Annotated in this window: 15 protein-coding genes; 7 read left to right on the forward strand and 8 right to left on the reverse strand. The window is 43.0% G+C overall.

Features of this window, described 5'->3' with window-relative positions; genetic code table 11:
- Nucleotides 1-11 precede the first annotated feature (11 nt).
- The gene (locus BMW86_RS02125; protein WP_089778515.1) at nt 12-2,345 is read right to left on the reverse strand and encodes a GAF domain-containing protein; all 2,334 of its coding nucleotides are present in this window, start codon (nt 2,343-2,345) and stop codon (nt 12-14) included.
- 42 nt (nt 2,346-2,387) lie between these two features.
- Between BMW86_RS02125 and BMW86_RS02130 the strand changes: the two genes are divergently transcribed.
- Nucleotides 2,388-3,587, forward strand: a complete 1,200-nt coding sequence (locus tag BMW86_RS02130) for a serine hydrolase domain-containing protein (protein ID WP_089778517.1) — start codon at nt 2,388-2,390, stop codon at nt 3,585-3,587.
- Nucleotides 3,588-3,650: 63 nt separating this feature from the next.
- Entirely contained in the window at nt 3,651-4,670 is a 1,020-nt protein-coding gene (locus tag BMW86_RS02135; RefSeq protein ID WP_089778519.1) for a class I fructose-bisphosphate aldolase, read from the forward strand.
- A 171-nt stretch (nt 4,671-4,841) separates the two neighbouring features.
- Here BMW86_RS02135 and BMW86_RS02140 read toward each other — a convergent pair whose 3' ends face one another.
- The 7 genes from BMW86_RS02140 to BMW86_RS02170 form a co-directional block, all read right to left on the reverse strand.
- Nucleotides 4,842-7,490 carry a beta-galactosidase gene (locus BMW86_RS02140; protein ID WP_089778521.1) on the reverse strand — a complete coding sequence of 883 codons (2,649 nt, stop codon included), beginning with the start codon at nt 7,488-7,490 and terminating at the stop codon, nt 4,842-4,844.
- Nucleotides 7,491-7,561: 71 nt separating this feature from the next.
- Nucleotides 7,562-9,058: a RagB/SusD family nutrient uptake outer membrane protein gene (locus BMW86_RS02145; RefSeq protein WP_089783521.1), complete on the reverse strand. Its 1,497-nt coding sequence runs from the start codon at nt 9,056-9,058 to the stop codon at nt 7,562-7,564.
- Between the two features lie 17 nt (nt 9,059-9,075).
- The gene (locus tag BMW86_RS02150; RefSeq protein ID WP_218149097.1) at nt 9,076-12,432 is read right to left on the reverse strand and encodes a SusC/RagA family TonB-linked outer membrane protein; all 3,357 of its coding nucleotides are present in this window, start codon (nt 12,430-12,432) and stop codon (nt 9,076-9,078) included.
- A gap of 152 nt (nt 12,433-12,584) precedes the next feature.
- Nucleotides 12,585-13,493, reverse strand: a complete 909-nt coding sequence (locus tag BMW86_RS02155; protein WP_089778523.1) for a FecR family protein — start codon at nt 13,491-13,493, stop codon at nt 12,585-12,587.
- Nucleotides 13,494-13,555: 62 nt separating this feature from the next.
- Nucleotides 13,556-14,104, reverse strand: coding sequence for an RNA polymerase sigma-70 factor (locus BMW86_RS02160; RefSeq protein WP_089778525.1), 549 nt, complete (start codon nt 14,102-14,104; stop codon nt 13,556-13,558).
- A gap of 141 nt (nt 14,105-14,245) precedes the next feature.
- The gene (locus BMW86_RS02165; protein WP_089778527.1) at nt 14,246-14,623 is read right to left on the reverse strand and encodes a fibronectin type III domain-containing protein; all 378 of its coding nucleotides are present in this window, start codon (nt 14,621-14,623) and stop codon (nt 14,246-14,248) included.
- Between the two features lie 52 nt (nt 14,624-14,675).
- On the reverse strand, nt 14,676-15,620 hold the full coding sequence (locus BMW86_RS02170; RefSeq protein ID WP_089778529.1) for a glycoside hydrolase family 53 protein: 945 nt from the start codon (nt 15,618-15,620) through the stop codon (nt 14,676-14,678).
- 82 nt (nt 15,621-15,702) lie between these two features.
- Here BMW86_RS02170 and BMW86_RS02175 point away from each other — a divergent pair, with 82 nt between their 5' ends.
- The 5 genes from BMW86_RS02175 to BMW86_RS02195 all read left to right on the forward strand — a co-directional run bounded on the left by BMW86_RS02175 (nt 15,703) and on the right by BMW86_RS02195 (nt 23,497).
- Nucleotides 15,703-16,302 (forward strand): RNA polymerase sigma factor, encoded by a 600-nt coding sequence (locus BMW86_RS02175; RefSeq protein ID WP_089778530.1) that lies wholly within the window; start codon nt 15,703-15,705, stop codon nt 16,300-16,302.
- 41 nt (nt 16,303-16,343) lie between these two features.
- Nucleotides 16,344-17,462, forward strand: coding sequence for a FecR family protein (locus tag BMW86_RS02180; protein ID WP_089778532.1), 1,119 nt, complete (start codon nt 16,344-16,346; stop codon nt 17,460-17,462).
- Between the two features lie 208 nt (nt 17,463-17,670).
- A complete protein-coding gene (locus BMW86_RS02185; protein ID WP_177189128.1) occupies nt 17,671-20,976 on the forward strand; it encodes a SusC/RagA family TonB-linked outer membrane protein in 3,306 nt (1,101 codons plus the stop codon).
- 11 nt (nt 20,977-20,987) lie between these two features.
- Nucleotides 20,988-22,373 (forward strand): RagB/SusD family nutrient uptake outer membrane protein, encoded by a 1,386-nt coding sequence (locus BMW86_RS02190; RefSeq protein WP_089778536.1) that lies wholly within the window; start codon nt 20,988-20,990, stop codon nt 22,371-22,373.
- Complete coding sequence (locus BMW86_RS02195; protein ID WP_089778538.1) at nt 22,373-23,497, forward strand: TlpA disulfide reductase family protein; 1,125 nt, start codon at nt 22,373-22,375, stop codon at nt 23,495-23,497. The genes BMW86_RS02190 and BMW86_RS02195 overlap by 1 nt, the downstream gene beginning before the upstream one ends.
- Nucleotides 23,498-23,555 lie beyond the last annotated feature (58 nt).

A 23,555-nucleotide genomic window follows, 5' to 3' on the forward strand; every position in this document is an offset into this window, starting at 1 on the left:
TTAAATTACTATTAATATACCACTCCTACCCTCAGCGCCTTTAACCCGGTTAAGCCTTGTAAATCCTCCAGTACAAGCTCTTCGAGATCATTATGCAAAATGCCCTTCTCCTGTAAATAATGGATGAACGGCAAATAGTCGTGTATATCTGCTTTATCAAAATAAATCAGCACTATTTTATCCGGTTGAGTCAGCCGTTCTTCCGTATTCCGGACATGTACTTTATCAATCCGTTTTTTAATCATCTGGTAACGGATACTATACGCGCCTTCTACATCAAACTTTCTTTCATCTGCACGGAAACCGATATTGATCACATTATTATGCACAAAGATCAATTGCGTAGTTTGTAAAGGTGTAGGCATCTCCGGTAGTAATCCATGCGTGAGTTTTGCAATCGCTGCCATGGAAGACAACTGCCAGAGACGAAGATTTTTAAGATGGAACTGATCATAGGGTCTGTCTGGTGCAATAGACTGACCAATATAAATATCATACTCTATACCATCCGTCCTGAACTTCTCAAAGTAGCAGGGATAAGGTCGTTGCAGGGTCTCCTGCTGGGATTCAAAATATTCCGTTACTGCATTATTGATCATCTGCATCGACATTTCCAGTGCCTCCCTGTTGGTTTGCAAATTACGCTCAGACAGCAACAGGTATTTATCAATAATGGTGGTAGTATTTTTATCCTGTTTTGATAAATGAGTTAAGTAAGGAATAACATCTTCCTTCACAAAAATAGTGAGGTTGTTTTCATCAGCTGCATTCATTTGTTCCTGTCGCAGCATCTCCTTCCATTTTCCGCACTTATAGACTAACTCCTCCATCAGCGCAGAATGATCGAACTCCTGCAACACCGATAGTGTTTCCAATAATGTATTTAACAGGCCTTCAAGATCAGCAATGATGGCTTTATTCCTCTCTACAGTAGAATTTCGGATATCCACCGCGCCATACAATGGATATACATCATTAAAACAGATAGGCGCTCTTTTAGCAGGAAGGCCTTTCTTTTTGCTATACAGATAATTCCAGGCTGCTTCATTAAACTTCCACTGCACGGCTGTTTGTATAGAAGTGAACTGTTCCTTGATAATCGATTCTATCTCCCAGTTAAATTCATCGATGTATACCTGTGATAACTGTTCTACAGCTGAAATAGCAGGCTCCAGCAATGGTAAAATACCTTCGTTGAAAGTATGGCCTTCCCAGGTATGCACACATAATACGCCTACCAGTTTATGGTTATAAAATACCGGCATCAGCGCCAGTGATCTCACTCCCAGCTTACGGAAATACTCCAGGAAAATATGCTCCTGTTCTTCCGGTGCAGTGATATCTTCAGAGAAAAAGAAACGTGGGTTGGCAGTATATCCCTTTACCTGTCGCTGAAAATCTTCTATAGATAAACGGTCTTCTCCCCATACAGAAAAAAGCACACCTGTTCCACCTTTTACATAACCATATACCGGTTCATCATTCACTTTTACAAAAGGGAAGAGATCAAATTCAATGTTATTATTCTTGACTATTGTTTTCAGCGATAACATCACACTTTTATACCGCTCATCTTCATTACCGGGATTACTTTCCATCTGTACTTTCTGGATATTCTGTACGGCCATACGGGCAGTGACATCCGATATCATCATCGCGGTTATTCCCCTGAAAGTAAAGAGGTCCAGCGGCAGTATATCTTCCAGTATCTCATAGCCTGCGCCATCAGTCAGTCTCGTATATAATTTTTTGAAATCGATATCTGGCTTTTCTCCTTTTACAACCACATCTATAAAGTCCACATTCATCTGTACACCATAGTACTCATGCAGACCAGTAGCCATGTTCTTAAGACCATGAAATTGTCCGGTATTAAGAGGTACCTGGAAATTATATACTTTCTTGAGAATGAGTGAATATACCATCTGCAGATCTTCCCGGCGATGAGCTTCATCTGTCTTTGGAGTGATAGATATATCATGGTAGTCTTTCCTGGTCTCCATCAGGTCGTACAGCATGCTGGTACCGTAAAAAACAACCGGCTGCATGGGATGGCCAAGTCCCCAGGCCAGTTCATCCTCTGATGCCAATGGTGCGGAAAGGCAGAGGTATACCTGTTCAAGCAATACTTCATACTGATGGATTTCTTCCACCGGAATATCCTGGTCATATACGTTATGGCTGTCAAACAGCGACAGGGCATTTTCATACAATGTTGCTTTAACGGTCTGTTCTTCCTCTGCTCTTTTCCTCAGATAATCGATAAAAGGCCTGAAACAGATGGTAGAATTCGCGTGTAAATGCTCAACAACGCCTCCCGAAAGGTCAAGTATAATCTTCTTCATAATTCTTCGCAATACGGCCCTGAAATTAGTAAATTACCCATTATGAAACGTATTATCCTCTTTTGCCTTATTATAAGTCTGGTTATCACAGGCTTTTCACAATCTTATTTCCCTCCCCGGGGACAATGGCAGCACCGCTCCCCTGCCTCACTGGGCCTCGATTCTACTAAACTGGTGGCAGCTATTCAGTTTGCGAAAGACAACGAATCCAAAGCTGCCCGTAACCAGGAAATTGCCCAGGCCCTGAGCTTTGGCAAAGAACCCTACAGCGATGGCGTAGGTCCGTTCTCTGAACGCGGAGACCCTACCGGTATTATCATTTACAAAGGATATATAGTAGCAGAATGGGGAGACCCTTCGAGAATAGAGATGACGCATAGCGTTACCAAAAGTTTCCTCTCCACCGTCATAGGACTGGCAGTAGACCGCGGCCTTATCCGCAGCGTATATGATACCGTAGCGCCTTACGTCCCCCCTATAGAGGTATTCAATGCCGGCAACCCGGCTCCCGAACAACTGGGGCAGCCCACTTTACTCACCCCTTTCGCCAGCGCCCATAACCGCACGCTTACCTGGGATGTGATGCTGCGCCAGACCAGCGACTGGGAAGGTACATTGTGGGGGAAACCCGATTGGGCAGACAGGCCGGCTGGTAATGCCACTGAATGGATGACCCGCAAAAGGAATGCCCCCGGCAGTGTGTGGAAATACAACGATGTACGGGTGAATGCCCTGGCCCTGGCGGCAACAAGTGTATGGCGGCAGCCACTCCCCCAGGTACTCAAAACACTCATTATGGATTCCATCGGCGCCTCCAATACCTGGAGATGGTATGGCTACCGTAACTCCTGGATAGTACTGGACGGACAGCCAATACAGTCTGTCAGTGGTGGTGGTCACTGGGGAGGCGGGATGTTCATCAATGCTTATGATATGGGGCGTTTTGGCCTGCTCACACTGCATAAAGGCAATTGGAAAGGCAGGCAGCTGATCTCTGAAAAATGGGTAAAACAGGCGTTAACGCCTACCATTGCCAATACGGGTTATGGCTATATGAACTGGTTCCTGAATACAGATCGTAAATTACTGCCCGATGCTCCTGCCAATGCTTTTGTCCATATTGGCAACGGTACGAACTTTATTTATGTAGACCCACAACATGATCTTGTTGCAGTTGTTAGATGGATAGAGAATAGTGAGATGGATAAAATGGTTGCACATATCCTCGAAGCTGTTCAATAAGTTCCAAATAATCAGATAATCGGATCAAATTTTGATGCAATAAATGCAGCAGAAATAAACATCATGAAAACACAAGAACTGACGGACACAACAAAGGCCATGATGGCAGGCGATAAAGGCCTCCTGGCTATGGACGAAAGTATTGCTACCTGTAACAAACGTTTTGCGGAAGCCGGTATTCCGCAAACAGAAGAGTACAGGCGGGCCTATCGCGACCTGATCGTTAACACCCCTAACCTCGGGACAGCCATCAGCGGAGCCATTCTTAGTGATGAAACGATCCGGCAGCAGACGTTCTCCGGTATCCCCTTCGCTGAAGCCCTGAAGAACAATGGCATCGTCCCGGGAATAAAAGTAGATCTGGGTGCAGTACCCCTGGCGGGATTTCCCGGGGAGAAAGTCACCGAAGGACTGGATGGCTTACGTCAGCGTATGAGTGAGTACTACTCCATGGGTGCTAAATTTGCCAAATGGCGGGCGGTGATCATTATCAATGAACACATCCCTTCCGGAGGTTGCCTGGAAGCAAATATGCATGCGCTGGCACGGTATGCGGCTATCTGCCAGGAAACGGGCATAGTACCGATAGTGGAACCGGAAGTGCTGATGGATGGTTCTCATACATTGGAAAGATGCCGGAAAGTAACACAGGAAGGCCTGCTGATGCTTTTCACCGAGTTACATAATCAACGGGTAGATTTACATGGCATCATATTAAAGCCTAATATGATATTGCCGGGTAAGGATTCCCCCGTACAGGAAGATGATGAGACCATTGCACATACAACTATTAAATGTCTCTTGCGCTGTGTACCTGCTTCTGTACCCGGAGTAGCATTCCTTTCCGGAGGACAATCACCTCAACAGGCAACGGCACGTTTGAACACAATGCATAAACTCTACCCTTCTTTACCCTGGGCGCTTACCTTCTCTTACGCAAGAGCGGTTCAGCAACCAGCAATGGACCTCTGGGCTGGGAAACCAGAGAATGTAGCGGCTGCGCAGCAGGCGTTGTACCATAGGGCAAGCCTTAATAGCGCTGCCCGCAGAGGGAAGTGTACAGAAGGAATGGAAAAAATTTAAAGCTCCGTTAGGAGCTCCGTGTTTGTAGAAACAATCAATCTTCCCGATAATAGACTCCGTTAGGAGTCCCCTGTTAACTTGTTATAAATAGGGGACTCCTAACGGAGTCTACGTTTGTTGTTTAACATGTTTTCTACAAACACGGAGCTCCTAACGGAGCTTTAGTTATTCTTATTCCAGAGGTATATTTACCTCATACTCCGGTATAATTCTTACACTTTGCAAAGCGGCATTCAAAGCTTTCTTCTTTGCTTCTGTATCATCAAAATATACTCTCTCCGGGGATAATAAAGGAGTAATCTCTAATCTTAAGGATTGCCCTTCCAGATCTCCATATCTGTTTAAACCCAGTCTCCATCCTGATCCATTATTAAAATCATCAGACATCAATTCCTGATTATAATACAAGCGCGCCTTATCTCCTGTATAACGTAAATCGAGATAAGCATTCTTCGGATAATCAGCTGGTAATTCCAGTATGTAAGATGTTTCTGTATTCTTTACATCAACGGCATCTCCAAATACAGGCGCTTTCAGCCCTTCCGTCTTTTTCAAAAAACTGGGATAAGTATAAGCATCTTTCATCAACCAGGATTGATCTGTAACAAAAGAGACTTTATCTGCATTCAGATATTCTACATTTATCTCCGCAGCAAATGTTTTCTTACTACTATCAGCAGGAAAATCAAGCACAATAGTATTCTCCCCTTTCTGTACATAACCAGTAATATCCAGCTTATTTAAACCAGATAATAAAGGTTGATTAACCCAACGGTTATTCACCTGTACATTACATGCTCCGTAAATATTTAATGAAGCAGTTTTAATACCAGCAGGATTTCCCAAACTAAATTCTTTGATAAAAAAACGGTGATACAGATTATTCTTGGCAATAACAGACGTCTGCAACCATTTCGCGCCTTCTAAAGCCATTACAGGTCTAACACTAACACTTGCTTTCTGTGCGGGTAATGTATAATTCCGCTCTACAAAAAGACTATCATGTGAAAGTGCAGATACTTTAAAATGATTAACAGTATCGAAGATATGCAACTGATCATCCTTTATATATAAATCCGCATCAGACACAAAGAATCTCTTCTTCCCATTTTCATTAAAAAACCATGATTGTTTAGCTTCAGCGGCAGAGAGTACTATTATCCGCTGTTCTTTATCAGCCCCACGAACGGTAATCACACACTGCAATCCCGGTTTTAAATCCGATACAATAAATCGCCCATTCTTTTTAGTAACAGTCCCGGTAGTAGATTTCACTTCCACAGCATCAAAACAAAACTCAGGAGTTATATTCATATCCTGAATAAAAACCCAGTTGTTATCTATATGACATAACGGCTGCGCCGTAGCATACTTCAGCAATACATCTCCTACAGAAAAATTAAAAGGCCAGATAAAAATACTGCTATCAGGAATGATTACATCCGGAAAAGAGATCGTCTCATTTGCCAGTTTAACATTAACCCCCGCACTCTTTTTATCCAATACATTATGCCTGCAATAATTTACCTCAAACAGAAATCCTGCATTCTTATTTACTCTTACTGTATAATCCTGAGAAGAAGAAAACACCGGCACCATAGGCGCCAGCAAATCCCCAAACTCATTTAAAAAATAATGCAAGGTCTTCACCGTATGATAACAATCATTCAATTGCCCGGACTCCCGTATCGCTGCCTGAAAATCATAAGAACTAACAGGATTCGTATTCCAATACCCAGTCTCCGATTTATTCTCTTCCATAGATGTCAACAACCCATGAGGGTTAGTCCCACCCGCAAACATATAATACCCCGGTAAGTTACTCCCGGAGCCTATCTTTGCAGTAATGATTGCCAACCCATCCAAAGGGCCAATCTGCAAACGCCTATGCTCCGTATTCTCTATTCCCAACCCTACTTCACAAGTAAAATAAGGATAGGCGGAATAGTCGAAATAACTATCCTTCCCCTGCTTCACATCATTCCCTATATGCTCATTATCCCTCAAAGGCGTAAAACGGAAATTCACACAATTCGTATTCCTGTTTAAATGATCTCCCCAGGGTTCGTCAGGATATGCACCCCACAAAGGAATCACCTCATTAGCAGGTACAGACCCATTCTGCCATCCGGTAACCGTATACAACGGAACATCAATACCGTACTTAAGAGCAGTCTGTTTCAACCAGCGTATATGGTCTTCCCCATTACGGCCACGCCCATACTCATTCTCTAACTGAATTCCTATCACCGGCCCACCGTCTTTATACAACAAACCTTTCATCTGCCCTGCTACATGCGCATACCAATCTTCTGCATAATGCTGATATACCGGGTCATTGGACCTATCCTGGAAATAGTTTTTCAGCAACAGCCAGTCAGGTGTTCCTCCATTACGCACCTCCGCATGACACCACGGACCAATACGCGGATATACCCACATCCCATGCTGCTGACAAAGTTTAATAAATGCACGCAGGTCTTTATTACCATGAAAATCAAACTGCCCCTCAATCTCTTCATGATGCATCCACAACACATAACAGGCAACGATGTTAATACCATTCGCTTTCATCTTCAATATCACATCTTCCCACCGCTCACGGGGAACACGGGAGAAATGTACCTCTCCCATCACAGGGATAACCGGCTTCCCTCCCAGCGTCATGTATAAATTATTCACCCGCAATTCCTTACCGGCAGGCCCGGGATTACCCATCTGTAATTCTCCTGTACGAATAACAGGAGCAGGAACAACCGCATTAATATTTTGTGCAAAGCTGTTATAAGAAATTAACAGCAATAAAATAAGATATCTCATAAAGATTAATCGATAAAAAAAATCCCTTAAGCAATCAGAAGATTACTTAAGAGATCTCTTGTGTTAATGTATCAATACCCCTCTGTCTGTGTCAATTTACCACCACTTACATCCACTGCATACTGTGGTACAGGAAATAACGCGGCAGGACCATGCGCCAGCTTACCAACAGACTCCAATGCCAAAGGCCATTTATTATGCCTTACAAGGTCTATCTTACGCAAGCCTTCAAAATAAAAGTCCCAACCACGTTCGGCCAGTATCGCATCATCAAATGCCTGTGTAGAAGCCGTAGACGCAGCAGGTAAAGCGCCCAGTCCACCATGCTTCAAACGCACCTCATTCACATAACCCACCGCTTCCGCAGTAGGCCCGCTTTGCTGATTAATAGCCTCCGCCAACATCAGCAACACATCTGCATACCTCAGAATAGGAATATCATTCCCCTGCACATCACTACCCGGATTAGACTCATCAGGATATTTACGGATCACCGCTCCGCGCATATTAGACCGGTCGCGCAATGTGCCATCTTTAGCCGTATAAGAAGCTATTAATAACTGCCGTCTCTTATCCAACGGATCAAAGGAATCATAAAACTGCCAGGTAGCAGAAAACACGCCGGAAGGACTACCCCATCCACCATTCAGTTTCGTACTCTTATAATCACTCGGTAAACAATACAATGCAAGCGCATTAAAGTTACCACCACCTTCACCATTAGTAGGCGCAGCAGGATCACAATTCACCGCCCATATTGTCTCCGTATTACGTTCTGTAATTTCCCGGAACAGACTGGCATAATCTGTTACCAGACTATATCCTAAAGGAAGAATCTCACGCGCTGTTTGTTCCGCCATTGGCCAGTTCTTTTCATTGAGATATAAACGCGTTAATACGCCCAATGCAAGCCCCTTATTAAAACGTCCATATTCTGAAGGCGTCTGTTGAAGATTATCAGCAGCATAACGCAAATCACCGGCGATAGAACTCACAAAGCTCTCCCGGGAAGGGCGTGTAAGGTCTTTCTCCGCGGCTGTATTTATCAGCTTTGCATCAAGGATTACAGGCACCGGTCCGTACAAATGCAACAGGTAATACATCGTCCATCCACGCCCCATATGCGCCTGAGCCAGTAACAACTTCTTAGCAGAGGTATCGATATCCGCTTTCTCCAAATCAGCAATCACCTGTGTCATCGCAGTTACATAACGCACCTTTTCAAAATGACTCTGCTGATTCTGCGTTTTCATAAAAGTGAAATCCCCTTTACTGAAATACTCCCAGAAACCACCCCATTCCGCATACACATTCATCTCATCAGAAGGGAGATCGAACATAGCGTTATGCCCATACTCCGGACTGAAAAACATATTCTGATACACTACATCATTATACCCCCACTTGGAACCAAAGGGTTTATACGCCTGTAAAGTATACAGCTCAAAATCTGCTTCTGTTTTAGGGAAATTGGAAGGAGAAAGTACCCCCGTTAAAACAGGATCAAAATTCTTTTTGCATCCGGTTAAAATGAATACAAATATTATATAGATCAATATCTTTTTCATCATTAAATTATTTAGGATCAAAAACCTGCTTTTACACCAAAGGAGAAAGTCCGGATCATTGGATAAGGAGCCGGTCCACCTTTAATAGAAGCTGCCTGTAATTCCGGGTCTACTCCTTTAAAACCAGTAATAATAAATGCATTCTGTACATCTACATATACTTTCAGACTATGCACTACTTTAGTATTCACGGTATATCCCAATGTGATATTACGGCAACGCAGGAAATCCTTTTTCACTAAACGACTGTCTATACCAGCATCCAGTGCAATAGCCGTTTCATTATATGCAGCACCAGGTAAAGTACCTCCGGGATTACTTGTACTCCATGCCTGTTTGATACGTGTAGTACCGCTCTGGTTCAATGATAATAAATTCACAGGATCTCCCCACAGCGTAGTATAATCATATCCCCATGCGCCATACTGTCCATACAGGAATATCGCCAGATCAAAGTTCTTATACGTGAAATTATTACCCAACCCGATCACCGCTTTAGGAATAGCAGAATAACCCACTACATCATGATAATCCAGTATCTTATCTCCATTACGATCCACAAATATGGGAGAACCCGGCTTGGTAGCACCAGTAGGTTGCCATGCAGGAACAGCCGCATTTGCCTGCAAAATGCCATCCGTTTTATATACATAAATCACCTGTGAAGGATAAGTATTACCGGAAGGAGAACTGGCCACTAAATCATCCAGATGTTCATACTGTCTGACAGCATCATTAGGAAAACGTTCTACCCATCTATTTTCGAAATGAGTAACATTGAATGTACTGTTCCAGCTAAAATTCTTATGCTGAATATTTACCGTGTTTAAAGAAAACTCAAATCCTTTCCTGCGCTGATGACCACCATTGATAGGAGAAGTAGAGATCAGTGACAGCTGTGGAGTGGTAGCATTAATTAACAACCTTTCTTTATTCTCATTATACCAGTCGAATGAGCCGGAAATCCTGTCCTTGATAAAAGAGAAATCAAGTCCTATATCAAAAGTCTTTACAATAGGCCATTGTAATCCCGGATTAGTAAATGCTGTCTGCTTATAAGGGAAATAAATAGTAGCCCCATTATCAAAAGTAACTGCATTTGCATCCGGCCCATAAGAGCCATAAGCAGCGCTGCCAGGTCTGTCCCCTGTTGTACCATAACTAGCCCTTAACTTTAACAACTCCACAAAAGAGCCTTTATGAAAAAATGCTTCATTAGAGATTTTCCATCCAACAGAGATAGAAGGGAAGTTCTGATATTTATTATCCGGGAAGAATTTATCTGCACCATCCCTGCGTAAAGTCAATGCCACTACATACTTATCATAAAAATCAAAATTACTTCTGATAAAGAACGATCTTAATTTATTCACGCCTCTGTAAGAACCAATCGTCTTAGGTCCGGTCGCACTGGCAAGATTATCTAAATTGATAGGATCTAAGATATTGGAAGTCTCCACACTAAAACCGGTATAATCTTCCAGGTACTGACCAACACCTGTTACCGCATCAACTTTCAACACTTTCCCGAAAGATTTCTTAAACGATAACGTTGCTTCTTCTGTCTGGTTCTGACGACGGTTTTCTACCAGCGCGGCCCTTGATTTATATAACTGTCCGTAGTAAACACTCACAGGAATATAAAATCCACGATTGGAATACTCGCTATTATTACCATACAACACCTTGCCTGTCAGCACACCCGGAATGATAGTAATATCTGCGGATAAATTGGCCAGCATAGCCTGGTACAGCGTATTATCCTGTATATCAAAAAGAGATACCGGGTTACCTGTATTGGCAAAGATGGAATACTTACCGGTTGCATCACGTACTGGTACATACGAAGGATATGCCAGCGCTGCCTGCAAGGCATTAAATCCCTGCGTACCCGATCCGCCATTCTGCCATCCAGCCTGTGGATTCTGGTAATTATTACGGTTGGCATTTAATCCCGCATTGAACTGTATTACTTTATTCAGCTTAAAGGACATGTTCATCCTTCCTGCATATTTCACCAGACCGGATTCCTTTAATGTTCCCTGCTGATTGAAATAACTACCGGAGAAATAGTACGTCACTTTATCCGAACCGCCATTAATACTCAGCATATGATTATCCACACTACCACTCCTGAATACCTGATCCAGCCATTTAGTACCTACACCGGCCTTCGCTACCTGGTCATCAGAAAACTTGGCAGTATAGCCACTCAGGTCTGTAGCAACCGTTCCAAATGGCGCCATATTACGATCTGATAAGTATTTGTCTTTATTCAGCTCATTGAAGTATTGCATATAATCATGTGCATTCAATGGCTCTAAATAATGCATGTTACGCACATAGGAACGACTACCATCATACGTCACACTCATGCGCCCTGCCTTCCCTTTTTTAGTTGTAATCAACATTACACCATTGGAGGCAGATACACCATAAATTGCCGCACTGGCATCTTTCAGGAACTCTATTGATTCAATATCATTAGGGTTCAATCCCGCCAGCAAACCACGGTTTACACCCTGTAATTCAGTAGATACACCATTCGTTGGTTCCAATCCGCTGTTAGGATATACCACTCCATCTACAATGATTAACGGTGTTCCTTTACCACGGATAGAGATATCAATATTCCCACCCGGCTGAGAACTCTGCTGAGTTACCTGTAAACCCGCAGCACGACCAAACAACAAATCAGGAATAGAGTTATTCGCAGCAGTAGGGATCTTTTTAGGATCTACTTTAGATACGGCAGTAGTAATATTCTGACGGGTAGTGGTACCATATCCGATAACAATCACTTCCTGCAAACCGCTGGTCTCTATGGTAATACTAACGTTGATAATGGTACGCCCATTCACCGCTATTTCCTGTGTCTGGTAACCGATCAGTTTAAATACAAGTATCCCATTCAGGTCATCCACCTGCAAAGAGTAATTACCATTGGCGTCTGTAGTAGCACCCTTATTACTGTTCTTCAGCAACACGGTTACGCCAGGCATGGGTGTACCGGTAGAATCCGTCACCTTTCCCTGTATGGTACTTAGCGTCGTCCGCAGGCGGCTTAATACAATCATTCCGTTCACCAGCCGGTAACTGATACCCATTGGTGTTAGCAGGTTATCCAGTACGAGACTCAGCTTCCTGTTATGAAAGTTGGCAGATACTGTCTGATCCGTTTCTATTAATGTTTTGCTATATACAAATTTGACAGGCAATTGCTTTTCCAGCGTTCTCAACGCATGGTCCAGGCTCATATCTTTTACAGTAAGGTCCACAGCGCTGTCTAACACAGCCTGTGCTTTGGTGGTACCTGCTAAGGCCACTCCTGAAAAGACAAATGCAATAAAGAGTTGACTCAATGTGATCCTCATAACTTTACATAGGTCAATGGGAGGTTTCAAATTAATTTTCATAACTTTAATTGTTTCATTTTACGTGAAATATGACAACAGTTCCTCATCCCGGGTATTCCCGGGAAGTAATTGTAAAGCTTAGGCGTGCTGAACCCACACCTAGGCTTTTTTTAATGCTGATACTTTAAGATGATTTCATTGTTCGTTATTTCATACGTGACTTCAAGCGATTGTTCCATTATTTCGAGAATAGCTGCTAAGTTTTGTCCGGTGAAATCTGCTTTAAATAAGTAAGTACCCATCTTTTTATCTTCCAGGCGGATATGTGTATTAAACACTTTATTCAATGTATCCACCACCTCTTTTACAGGGACATTATCAAATGAAACGCTGTGCTGCTGCCAGATACCAGGCGCTGCTCCTTTTTCCTTCACCAGTGCTTTATCTGATAATGTGGCCTTTTGCTGTGGCAGTAAAATAATTTCCTCTTCAGCAGTGGCATGTACGGCTACTTTACCCGAAACAACAGACACTTCATTGCCATTAATATAGAAGCTGGTCCCCAATACCCTGGTAACGATAATACCGCTATACACGATAAAAGGATGCGCCGGATCTTTAGCGATCTCGAAAAACGCATCTCCCTCCAGGTGTACGTCCCTGGTTTCCCCCACAGCATAACTAAGCCTTGCCTTTGGATGCAGCCATACAATACTGCTATCCGGCAACACCTGTTTCATCAGCCCATGAGAAGCATTTCTATAAGCCACAAGCGGTGTCGATTTCGTGGGCGCTTTCATCCAGAAACGGATACCTATAAATAATAACAGAGAGGCCGCAATAGCAGCATATACCATCACCCTGTTCTTTCTTACAACAGGTACAGCCTTTATACACGCCTTTATCCGGCTATGCATCAATTGTTTAACAGCCTGCTGTTCTTCCGCTGTAAGGCCCGTTAAGGGGTCCGTATCGCCATCAAACGACTCATACCATGTATTGATAATGGCTTCTTCCTGCTGGGAACATTGTCCCTGCAGGTATTTATGGATCAATTCCGGTGGGATCTTGTTTTTCATGAACGTGTTTTAACTCCTGTCTATTAATATAGTCAGTCAGCTGAAATCTATCCCCTATCTTTCTAAAAAAATAATATCGTAGTGATGGTACGTAAGAGGCGTAAGGCTTTGGTAAGATGATTTTCTACGGTTTTCTCTGAGATATGCAGTATTTCGGCAATTTCTTTATGGGATTTATGCTGTTTTCTGCTAAGGTCAAATACAGCCCGGCATTTCATAGGCAGGTGTGATACTTCTTCTTCCAGGCGTACTGCCAGGTCTTTTGCAATAACGGCTTCCTCTATGGAGTAATCTGTTTGTATTTCCAGTGTATCCCGGTAGCGCCGGCGTACATCTTCCTTCATATGGTGATTCAGTACCTTATATTTAATAGCAGTAAACAGGTAAACAGCAGGCGTTCCCTGTATGTCCAGGTCTGATCTTTTCATCCACAGTTGTGTAAATAAGTCCTGTACGATCTCTTCGGCCGCTTCACGGGAGCCTACTCTTTTCCAGGCTGCGGAGAGCAATGAGGACCAGTAGCGGTTATATAATTCGTCAAATGCCGCTTCATTACCCTGCTTTAGCAGTGTAAACAGTTCAGAATCCGTAAGCACAGGCAATTTTTTCATACGTGGAGATATATTCGATGCCTAAATTCGTGTCAGTTCTACATTTCTAAGTTAACAGTAATCCTTAATACGTACAAATATTTCAAAATAAAAAGGTGCGCTGTTGAAAGCAGCACACCTTATAATAAAATTGTTTACAATCTATTTTGATGTTGAAACAACTGATCGTTGCAAGCGACTATATACATCATAATCTAATATAAACAGTTCGAATACATAAGCAGTTCCTGGCTTCAGATTCCCTATTGTATAAATACTATCCGGTAACTCAAGGCGAGTAAGCACTCCAACGCTGCTGTCCAGGGATGCAGCTTCCCTGTAGTATATTACAGGCCAAACTTCCTTGAATGGTTTGTTAGCAGTAACACTTATTTTAATACTCTCAGAAGTAGTATCAGAAAACTGCATGCTACCCCATGATGGATAATCAATACGGATTGGTGGATCTGTATCTTCTTCTTTTTTAGAACAGGAAAACAATGCCGCAGACAGCAGGAATAAGGTGAAAACTCTTTTCATAGGTGATATAGGTTATAATGACAGGCGCCAAAGATATTAATTTTTCTATATATCAAAGCCCGTCATAGATCTCCAATAAGCTATTCGACCTCCCCTCTTTATCAAATACAGCTTCCCAGGTATTCAAAGGCTCCCAGATGAAAGTCCCCAGCCCTTTATTCCCCGGTAAATGCGCTACCACCTCATTCACTTCCCTTTTACATTCAGAATATTCCACCAGGCAAAGGTCCTGTTGATACCGGGTAACCAAATCCGTCATATTGTTCTTTAGATCCTCCACAGAGCCATGCCATTGCGGGTAATAAGACAACCCTATCACATCAAACTTAAGCCCTCTTGCCTGCATATTATCCAGCCACCACCGGGATTCCGCATTCTGCCCTCCCAATGCCAGGTGCATCATAATCACAATATGGCTGTCTACGGCCTTTACAGCCCTCACACCAGCCGCAAGCAACCTGGCCAGAGTATCAGGGTGCCGAGAGTTACCATCGGGCCATAACAGCCCGTGATTGATCTCATTCCCTATCTGTACCATATCCGGCAGGGTACCCTGCTGTTTCAATGCCTCCAACACCTTAAAAGTGTAATTATACAAAACGGTATCCAGCTGATCTACGCTCAGATCTTCCCAGGCACAGGGCTTATACTGCTTCCCGGGATCAGCCCAGAAATCACTGTAATGAAAATCCAGCAGGAATTTCATCCCCGCCTTTTTCACCCTAAGCGCCATCTGTAAAGTATGAGAGAGATCACAGAAACCTTTAACCGGAGAATAACCATTTGCTTCCGCAGGGTTATTGAAGATCCTTAAACGGATATAATTAAACCCATGATCTTTTAAGATAGCAATCGCATCCTTTTCTTTCCCCTTATCATAGAAATGCATTCCCCTGGCTTCCAGCTCAGGTAAAAAGGAGATGTCAGCACCCAGGATATGCTGTGCCGAAACAGGCAGGGTAAACAATACGGCAAAAAACGTAATGAGTCTTTTCATAAAACGGGAACTTATACTGATATAGTCAGTTTATACAGGGCTATCCCCTATTTTTTTATACCTTTAACCAGACTATTCGATAATGCAGGATGATTTTTATAATGAACAGGAACTTCTCTTAAAAATAGCGGAAGGTGATCAGCAGGCATTCTCTATGCTGGTAGAACGCTATAAAAATAATATCTACACCACTTCCCTGCGGGTCATTCAGTCAGCCGAAATAGCAGAAGAAGTAGTACAGGACGTATTTATGGTACTATGGCAAAAGCGGGAATCCCTGCCTGCTATAGAAAACTTCCCCGGATACCTGTACGGTATTTCAAGAAGAACGATACTTTATGCGCTCAGGAACTTCCTGAAACAAAGAGAACGCCAAAAGAAAGGCCTGCTCCCGGAATTAATGCTGCACCAGGACGCCGCCCACAAACTGCTGGAAAAAGAATACGAAGGCATCCTGCAGAGAGCTATACAGCGCCTTCCTGCCCGGCAGCAACAGGTGTATTCCCTTATCCGCCAACAGGGACTATCCCGGCAGGAAACCGCTGCACAACTGGGTATCTCTCCCGAAACCGTAAAATCCAACCTGGAAGAAGCCACCCGTAAGGTCCGCGCTTACTGCCTCATTTTCCTTCAGGATATCCCCATCGTCCTCATCCTGCTCCATCAGAAAAATATTTTCTGACCGATCCCCCCAAAGCTTATTCTTCCTGCCACTATATAGTTATGTCTCAGGATCGTCTCCAATACCTATATCAGCAATGGCTGGCCAAATCTATCACAGCAACCGAAGAGGAAGAATTCTTTTCCCTGCTTGCTGAACCTGATAACCAGGCGCTCATCGAAATGTGGGTGGAAAAACAGCTGCTGCTTCCTAAAGAAGAAATCCCTTTATCTGCTGAAAAGACGCACCTGATCCTGCAGACCATCTTCCAGACTAATCGCGTACATGTCATTAAACGTACCCGCTGGTGGGCCGCTGCTGCCGTTTTGTTATTATTATCAACAGGCACCTATATATGGGTTAACAAATCTTCATCCACTCAAAATATAACTGTCCTGGCAAATGATGTGCCGCCAGGCAGTAACAAAGCCGTTCTTACACTGTCTGACGGTACTGCTGTAAAACTGGATAGTACCGGGAATAAAGTGATCAGTAAAGGTATACGTCAGACAGGTGCACAGCTGCAATACGATGCAGATCTAGCTATCAGCTATAATACACTCACTACCCCAAGAGGCGGACAATTCCAGCTGACCTTACCCGATGGTACAAAAGTATGGCTGAACGCAGCCTCTTCTATCCACTATCCTACTGCTTTTAACGGAAAAGAAAGAAGAGTGGAAATATCGGGAGAGGTTTATTTCGAAGTTGCTAAGAATGAAAAGATGCCTTTTTATGTAAAATCCGGCATCCAGGAAATTGAAGTGTTAGGCACTCATTTCAACATCAATGCATACACAGATGAAAATGCCATTAGTACTACTTTACTGGAAGGCAGCATCCGTGTCAATTATACCGGGCATACCAGTGTAATAGTAAAACCAGGACAACAAACACAACTAACAGACCATATAAAGGTCATTGATGATGCAGACATGGACCAGGCCATTGCATGGAAAAACGGCGTATTTGCCTTTAATCAGGCCGATATCCCTACCGTTATGCGCCAGTTATCCAGATGGTACAATGTAGAGGTGGAATATGCAGGTGCTATACCTAAACGTGCATTCACCGGAGAAATAGCCAGGGAACTGACACTGGCACAGGTATTAAAGGGACTTACAAAAACAAGGGTCAATTATAAAATAGAAGGGGGAAACAGGATTATCATCCTGCCATAATTGAAACCGGGCGAAAGATTGGCGTCCATTACCCGGTTTCTGTTTAAGTCAATTAACTGTTCATTATTCAACCAAACACTGCAAAAGTATGCAATTTAAAGCTCTTTGCAATCCAGCGACCTATGCCTATAGGTCTCAAAAGGGATTATCAACCAACAAGACATTAGCACATTCGCATTGGTGGCTAATTATTAAAAAACAACTGCTTATGCAGCTCAAACTTACCATCGTGTTCTTACTTGCCTTTGTATTGCAGGTAAGCGCAGATGCTTCAGGACAAACAGTGACTTATTCAGCTAAGTCTGTACCCTTGCCGGAAATATTTTCGGCCATCAAAAAACAAACAGGATGCACATTCTTTTATGATTTAGATGATCTGAAAGATGTAAAAAATGTATCTGTACAATTGAAACAGGTCCCTTTAAAAGAAGCGATGGAAATTGTACTGGCCAACCTACCCCTGAATTTTGAGATCCAGGGAAGGACTGTATTCGTGACCAAAGCAAAACCTGCAGAGAACATTCAACCGGAGGAGCTTATCAGAGGACATGTTACAAATGAAAACGGAGAGCCGGTACCTGGTGCTACCGTAGGTGTAAAAGGTATTGCATCCGGCGCGATCACCAATGCAAAAGGAGAGTTTGTTTTGCAGAATGTAGATCCTGCCACAGCAATATTGGTGATCACAGCCATCAATATAGAACGTTACGAGTTAAAACTAAACGGACGATCAGAAGTATCAGTAGTGGTTAAAACAAAAACCAGTCCGCTCGATGAAGTAATGGTGATCGGGTATGGTACCACTACACAAAGGACCTCTACCAGCAGTATCTCCAAGATAACATCCAAAGACATAGAAAAACAGCCTGTTACCAATCCGCTGCAGGCTTTATCAGGACGTATACCCGGACTACTCATCTCAGAAAACAGCGGTACTCCGGGGGCTGGCATTACGGTGCAGATCCGTGCAGCCAATTCCCTCACTACCGGTACAGCGCCTTTGTTCATTGTAGATGGTGTACCTTACTTATCAGAATCTGTATATACTGCCGGTGGTAATACCGTAGGCTATCTTAAACCCGCATTTGGGAATAGTCCGCTCAATGCTATCAATCCTTCCGACATTGAAAGTATTGATGTATTAAAAGATGCAGATGCTACCGCTATCTATGGCAGTCGTGGTGCAAACGGTGTGATCCTCATCACCACTAAAAAAGGTAAAGCAGGTAAAACAAAATTTGAGGTGAATGCAAGTACCGGTTTCAGCGATGTAGCTAACCTTCACCGGGTAAAAGAACTGACAATGCCTCAATATCTTGAGATGCGCAGAACAGCCTATCTCAATGCAGGCATGACACCAACAGTGGCGAATGCACCCGATCTGCTCCTCTGGGACACGACCAAAACAACGGATTTCCAGAAACTGCTGATTGGTGGTACTGCAAAGACGCATGATGCCTCCGCCTCCTTTTCCGGTGGCAATAACCAAACCACCTTCCTGCTGAGTGGCGCCTACCATGATGAAGGCGCTGTTGTACCGGGAGATAATGGCTATAACCGTGGCGCTATCCACTTAAACCTGGAACATAGTACACCGGATAAAAAGTTCACCGCTACTATTTCAGCTTCTTTTATTGTAGATAAAAACAGGAACATCGCCCAACTTGGAGCTGCCGGGGACCTTGCCCTGAATGCTTATAAAATGGCGCCCAATTTCCCTTTGTACGACAGCACCGGCAAGAATCTGTACTGGACAACCAATCAAAGCCTGAACTTTACTAATCCGCTGTCCTATCAAAACACGCAGTATACTTCGAAGAATAATAATCTCATTGGTAATATCCAGTTAAAATATACACCTGTAAAGGGACTTAATTTTAAGATCAGCACAGGATATAATAAACTGGATATGTCCTCTACAAACCTCTACTATAAAAAATCAATTAGTCCTTATTCCTCTACCTTACCTTCTGCACTTTTCATGGACAATTATACTGTATTATGGAACGTTGAACCACAGGTAGATTTTTCTCACCATATCAGTAAAGGATCATTGAACCTGCTGGCTGGAAGTACTTTACAGGGCAATAAGTATGTACAGCCTTATTATCTGGTGGCTACTAATTACTCCTCAGATGCTTTGTTAAATAATCCTTCTTCTGCCGGTACTATCAGTGTATATACTTCTAATTCTGAATATAAATACTCTTCTTTATTCGGACGCCTGAATTACAACTGGGCCAACAAATATATATTGAATGTAAATTACCGCTGGGACGCTTCTTCCAAGTTCGGGATCAATAACCGCTATGGTAGTTTCGCTTCCGTTGGTGGTGCATGGATCTTCTCTGAAGAAGAGCTTTTCAAAAACAAACTTCCCTGGCTTAGTTTCGGAAAATTACGAGGTAGTTACGGCAGCAGCGGGAATGACCAGATCAGTAATTATCAGTATTTAGATACCTATGCGACTACCTACTATGGTTATAATGGTGTATCAGGACTGCTCCCCAACAAACTCGCTAATCCAAACCTGAAATGGGAAGTGAACAAAAAACTGGAACTCGCCACAGAACTTGGCTTCTTTAAAGACAGGATCCTGATCACAGCCGCCTGGTTCCGCAACAGGACAGACAATCCACTTGTCACTTACCCAATATCCAATGTCACCGGTTTCTCCAGTTATTATGCTAACCTGAATGCTGTTGTACAACAACAAGGTCCGGAGTTTTCATTCACCACCGTGAACGTAAAAAGCAAAAACTTTAACTGGACTTCAACTTTTAACATCAGCTTCCCACAGAGTAAACTGGTATCCTTCCCTGGCATTGCCAGTACCGCTTATGCAAGTTCAATGATCGTTGGTGAATCAATGAGCGCTATTCATCTCTGGCATTATACAGGTATTGATCCTAACACCCATCTGCCAACTGTACTGGATGCTAATAAAGATGGTAGTACATCTTACTTTTCTACAGAACTGGCAGCATATGGCCAGGGAGATTATGTGACCGTGGGTAAAAGTGATCCTGATTTTTATGGAGGATTCAATAACAGTTTTGGTTATAAAGGTCTGCAACTGGACATCTTTGTACAGTTCGTAGGTAAAAAAATGGTACCGGGAATTGGTTCAGCTACCTACTCGGCAAACTCTCCCGGATATACAGTCCAGAATGGATATAGCGGCCTCTATGACCTCTTCAAGGCAACAAAAGGAACTATTGCCAATACCCGGTTCGACTATAGCGACGGTTCTCCTTATCTCAGCTATGCGGCCTATAGCAGATCAGACGCTATTATCAGTAATGCAGCCTATGCAAGGCTCAAAAACATAGCGCTTTCTTATACACTGCCACAAAAATGGTTACAACGGATAAAGATGACCAACGCTACTATTTTTGTACGCGGACAAAACCTCTTCACTGTTACAAAATTCAATGGCTTTGATCCTGAAAGTCCTGCCAGTAATATCCCTCCACTCAGGACTATCACCACAGGTCTTAAATTCTCATTCTAAAAAGTACAATCATGACAAGCAATATATTTTTCCGCAGCTTACTCATATGTGTGATTGCCAGCAGCTGCAAGAAATTCACAGACGTAAATGCACCCAGCAGTCAACTGGTCACAGCAACCGTTTTCACCAGCGATGCGACACTCAAATCTGCAATTGCAGGTATGTACAGTGTTATCGCCTCAACAAATGCGGAGACGATGCAATATGAATTGTCAGTCCTGCCATCAACCTCTGCTGATGAAATAAGATATCTTACTTCCAATGTCAGCTATGACCCTTTCACCAACAATGCCCTGACCACTAATGATCCTATGACGCTTGATATGTGGACAGGTCTTTACAACACTAACTATTACGCCAATTCACTCATTGCAGGTATACAGGGCAGCAGTGGTGGATTATCCGATTCATTAAGCAGAGAAGCGATCGCTGAAGGCAAATTTATCCGGGCTTTCTGTCACTTCTACCTGGTAAACCTTTATGGAGATGTTCCTATTGCTACCACCACCAATGCAGCCGTTAATAATTCCTTATTCCGTTCTCCGGCAGACTCTGTGTATGCACAGATCATCAGGGACCTCAAAGATGCGCAGGCAGGTATGAAAGCAGACTATTCCTATGCAAACGGTGAACGTACCAGACCCAATAAGTATGCCGCTGCTGCATTGTTATCAAGGGCTTATTTGTATACCAACGACTGGGCAAATGCAGAAGCAATAGCCACTACACTGATTAACTACAGCAGCTTATACAAACTCACCGATATCAGTAAGACGTTCCTTAAAAACAATACAGAAGCCATCTGGCAAATGTCAAGCCCTGTATATAGTGGTTACACACTGGAAGGTCAATATTATAACTATGGGGCTTACTCTTCCAGTCCCAATTTTGTATTAACCAGCAGCCTGCTTGCGGCGTTTGAACCCGGCGATCTGCGCTTTACCAATTGGGTAAATACAGAAACCTATACAGATGATACAATCACCTATTATTATCCATATAAATACAAGCAGAGAACAACCAATACTTCCAGCGCTGGAGAATACTGGACACCCTTACGCCTGGGCGAACAGTATCTGATAAGAGCGGAAGCCCGGGCCAATCAGAAGAACCTGACAGGCGCTATTGAAGATATTAATGTCATCCGTACCCGTGCCGGTCTTGCCAACACCACTGCGGTTTCCCAGAGTGATGTGCTCACCGCTATTGAGCAGGAAAGACGTATTGAACTCTTCTGTGAATATGGCCATCGCTGGTATGACCTTAAAAGGACGAACAGGGCGGATGCCGTACTAAGCGTAGATAAATCCGGCTGGACCAGCCACGCTGCATTGTTCCCTATTCCACAACTGGAAAGGAATAATAATACTAATCTTTCACAGAATAATGGCTACTAATGAAAAGATATATAACAATAGCCTGTCTGTTTATTTTGCAGCAGGCAAGCGCGCAAAACACTTTTTCTATTACTGGTAAAACAGTCAATATAAAAGACAGTTCCAAAATATTTCTGACATATGCCATCAATGGAAAAATGATGACAGATAGTGCTTTCGTGGAGAATGGCAAATATACCTTTACAGGAAAACTGACCAGCATTCAACTCGTAAGACTAAGATCAGTACAACCGAAAGAAAACCTGAATCAACAGATAATCGATCATTACAATAGCTACACTTTATTTCTCGATACATCTCATGTAACACTTACATCTCAGGATGCGCTCAGTAATACAGTAACATCAGGCTCCAGCCTGCAACATGACTATGAGCTTTATTATAATAACATGATGTTGCTGTATAAGAAGATGGCGCCTAATAATATGCGCTACCAGGAACTACAAAAGACTATGCAAATAACAAAAATGCGGGAAGTCAGAGTAGTATTGGATTCACTGAAAAATGAAGAGGCGGCAATAGTGAGTCAGTATGTTAAAGCACATCCTGCATCACCTGTAGCCTTGTTCGCGGTACGTGAATACAACAGGAATTATTCAGCACCAGCTGCTGAAGTACAGACATTATATCAGCAGCTGGACACATCATTATACAGTATGGATATAGCAAAGGAATTGAGAGTACAGATGGATCTGAATAAAACGTTTGAGGTCGGTTCTACTGCAAAGAATTTCTCTATGTCTGATACAGCAGGAAAGAAATATCAGTTAAGCGACTTCAAAGGTAAATATGTACTCCTGGATTTCTGGGCAAGCTGGTGTAGTCCCTGCAGACAACAAATGCCATTTATCATCAGGGCGTTTAACTTATACAAAGACAAAAACTTCACTGTAGTGTGTGTATCCATAGATAATGCTGAAAAGGGATGGCGCAAAGCTATTATTGAAGATAAAACGGGGGTATTCACACAGCTGTCAGACCTGAAAGGATCAAAAAACGAAGCCGCGACATTATATGGTATTCATTTTATACCACAGAATTTCCTGATCGGTCCCAATGGTAATATTATAGCGAAGAACCTGCATGATATTGAATTGGAAGATAAACTAAAGGATATTCTTTAAAAGTTTATTTATCCCTATACTTTACTATGAAAGGCCGGAGATAATCTCCGGCCTTCAA

This window comes from Chitinophaga sp. YR573, assembly GCF_900110995.1.
Classification (GTDB): Bacteria; Bacteroidota; Bacteroidia; order Chitinophagales; family Chitinophagaceae; genus Chitinophaga.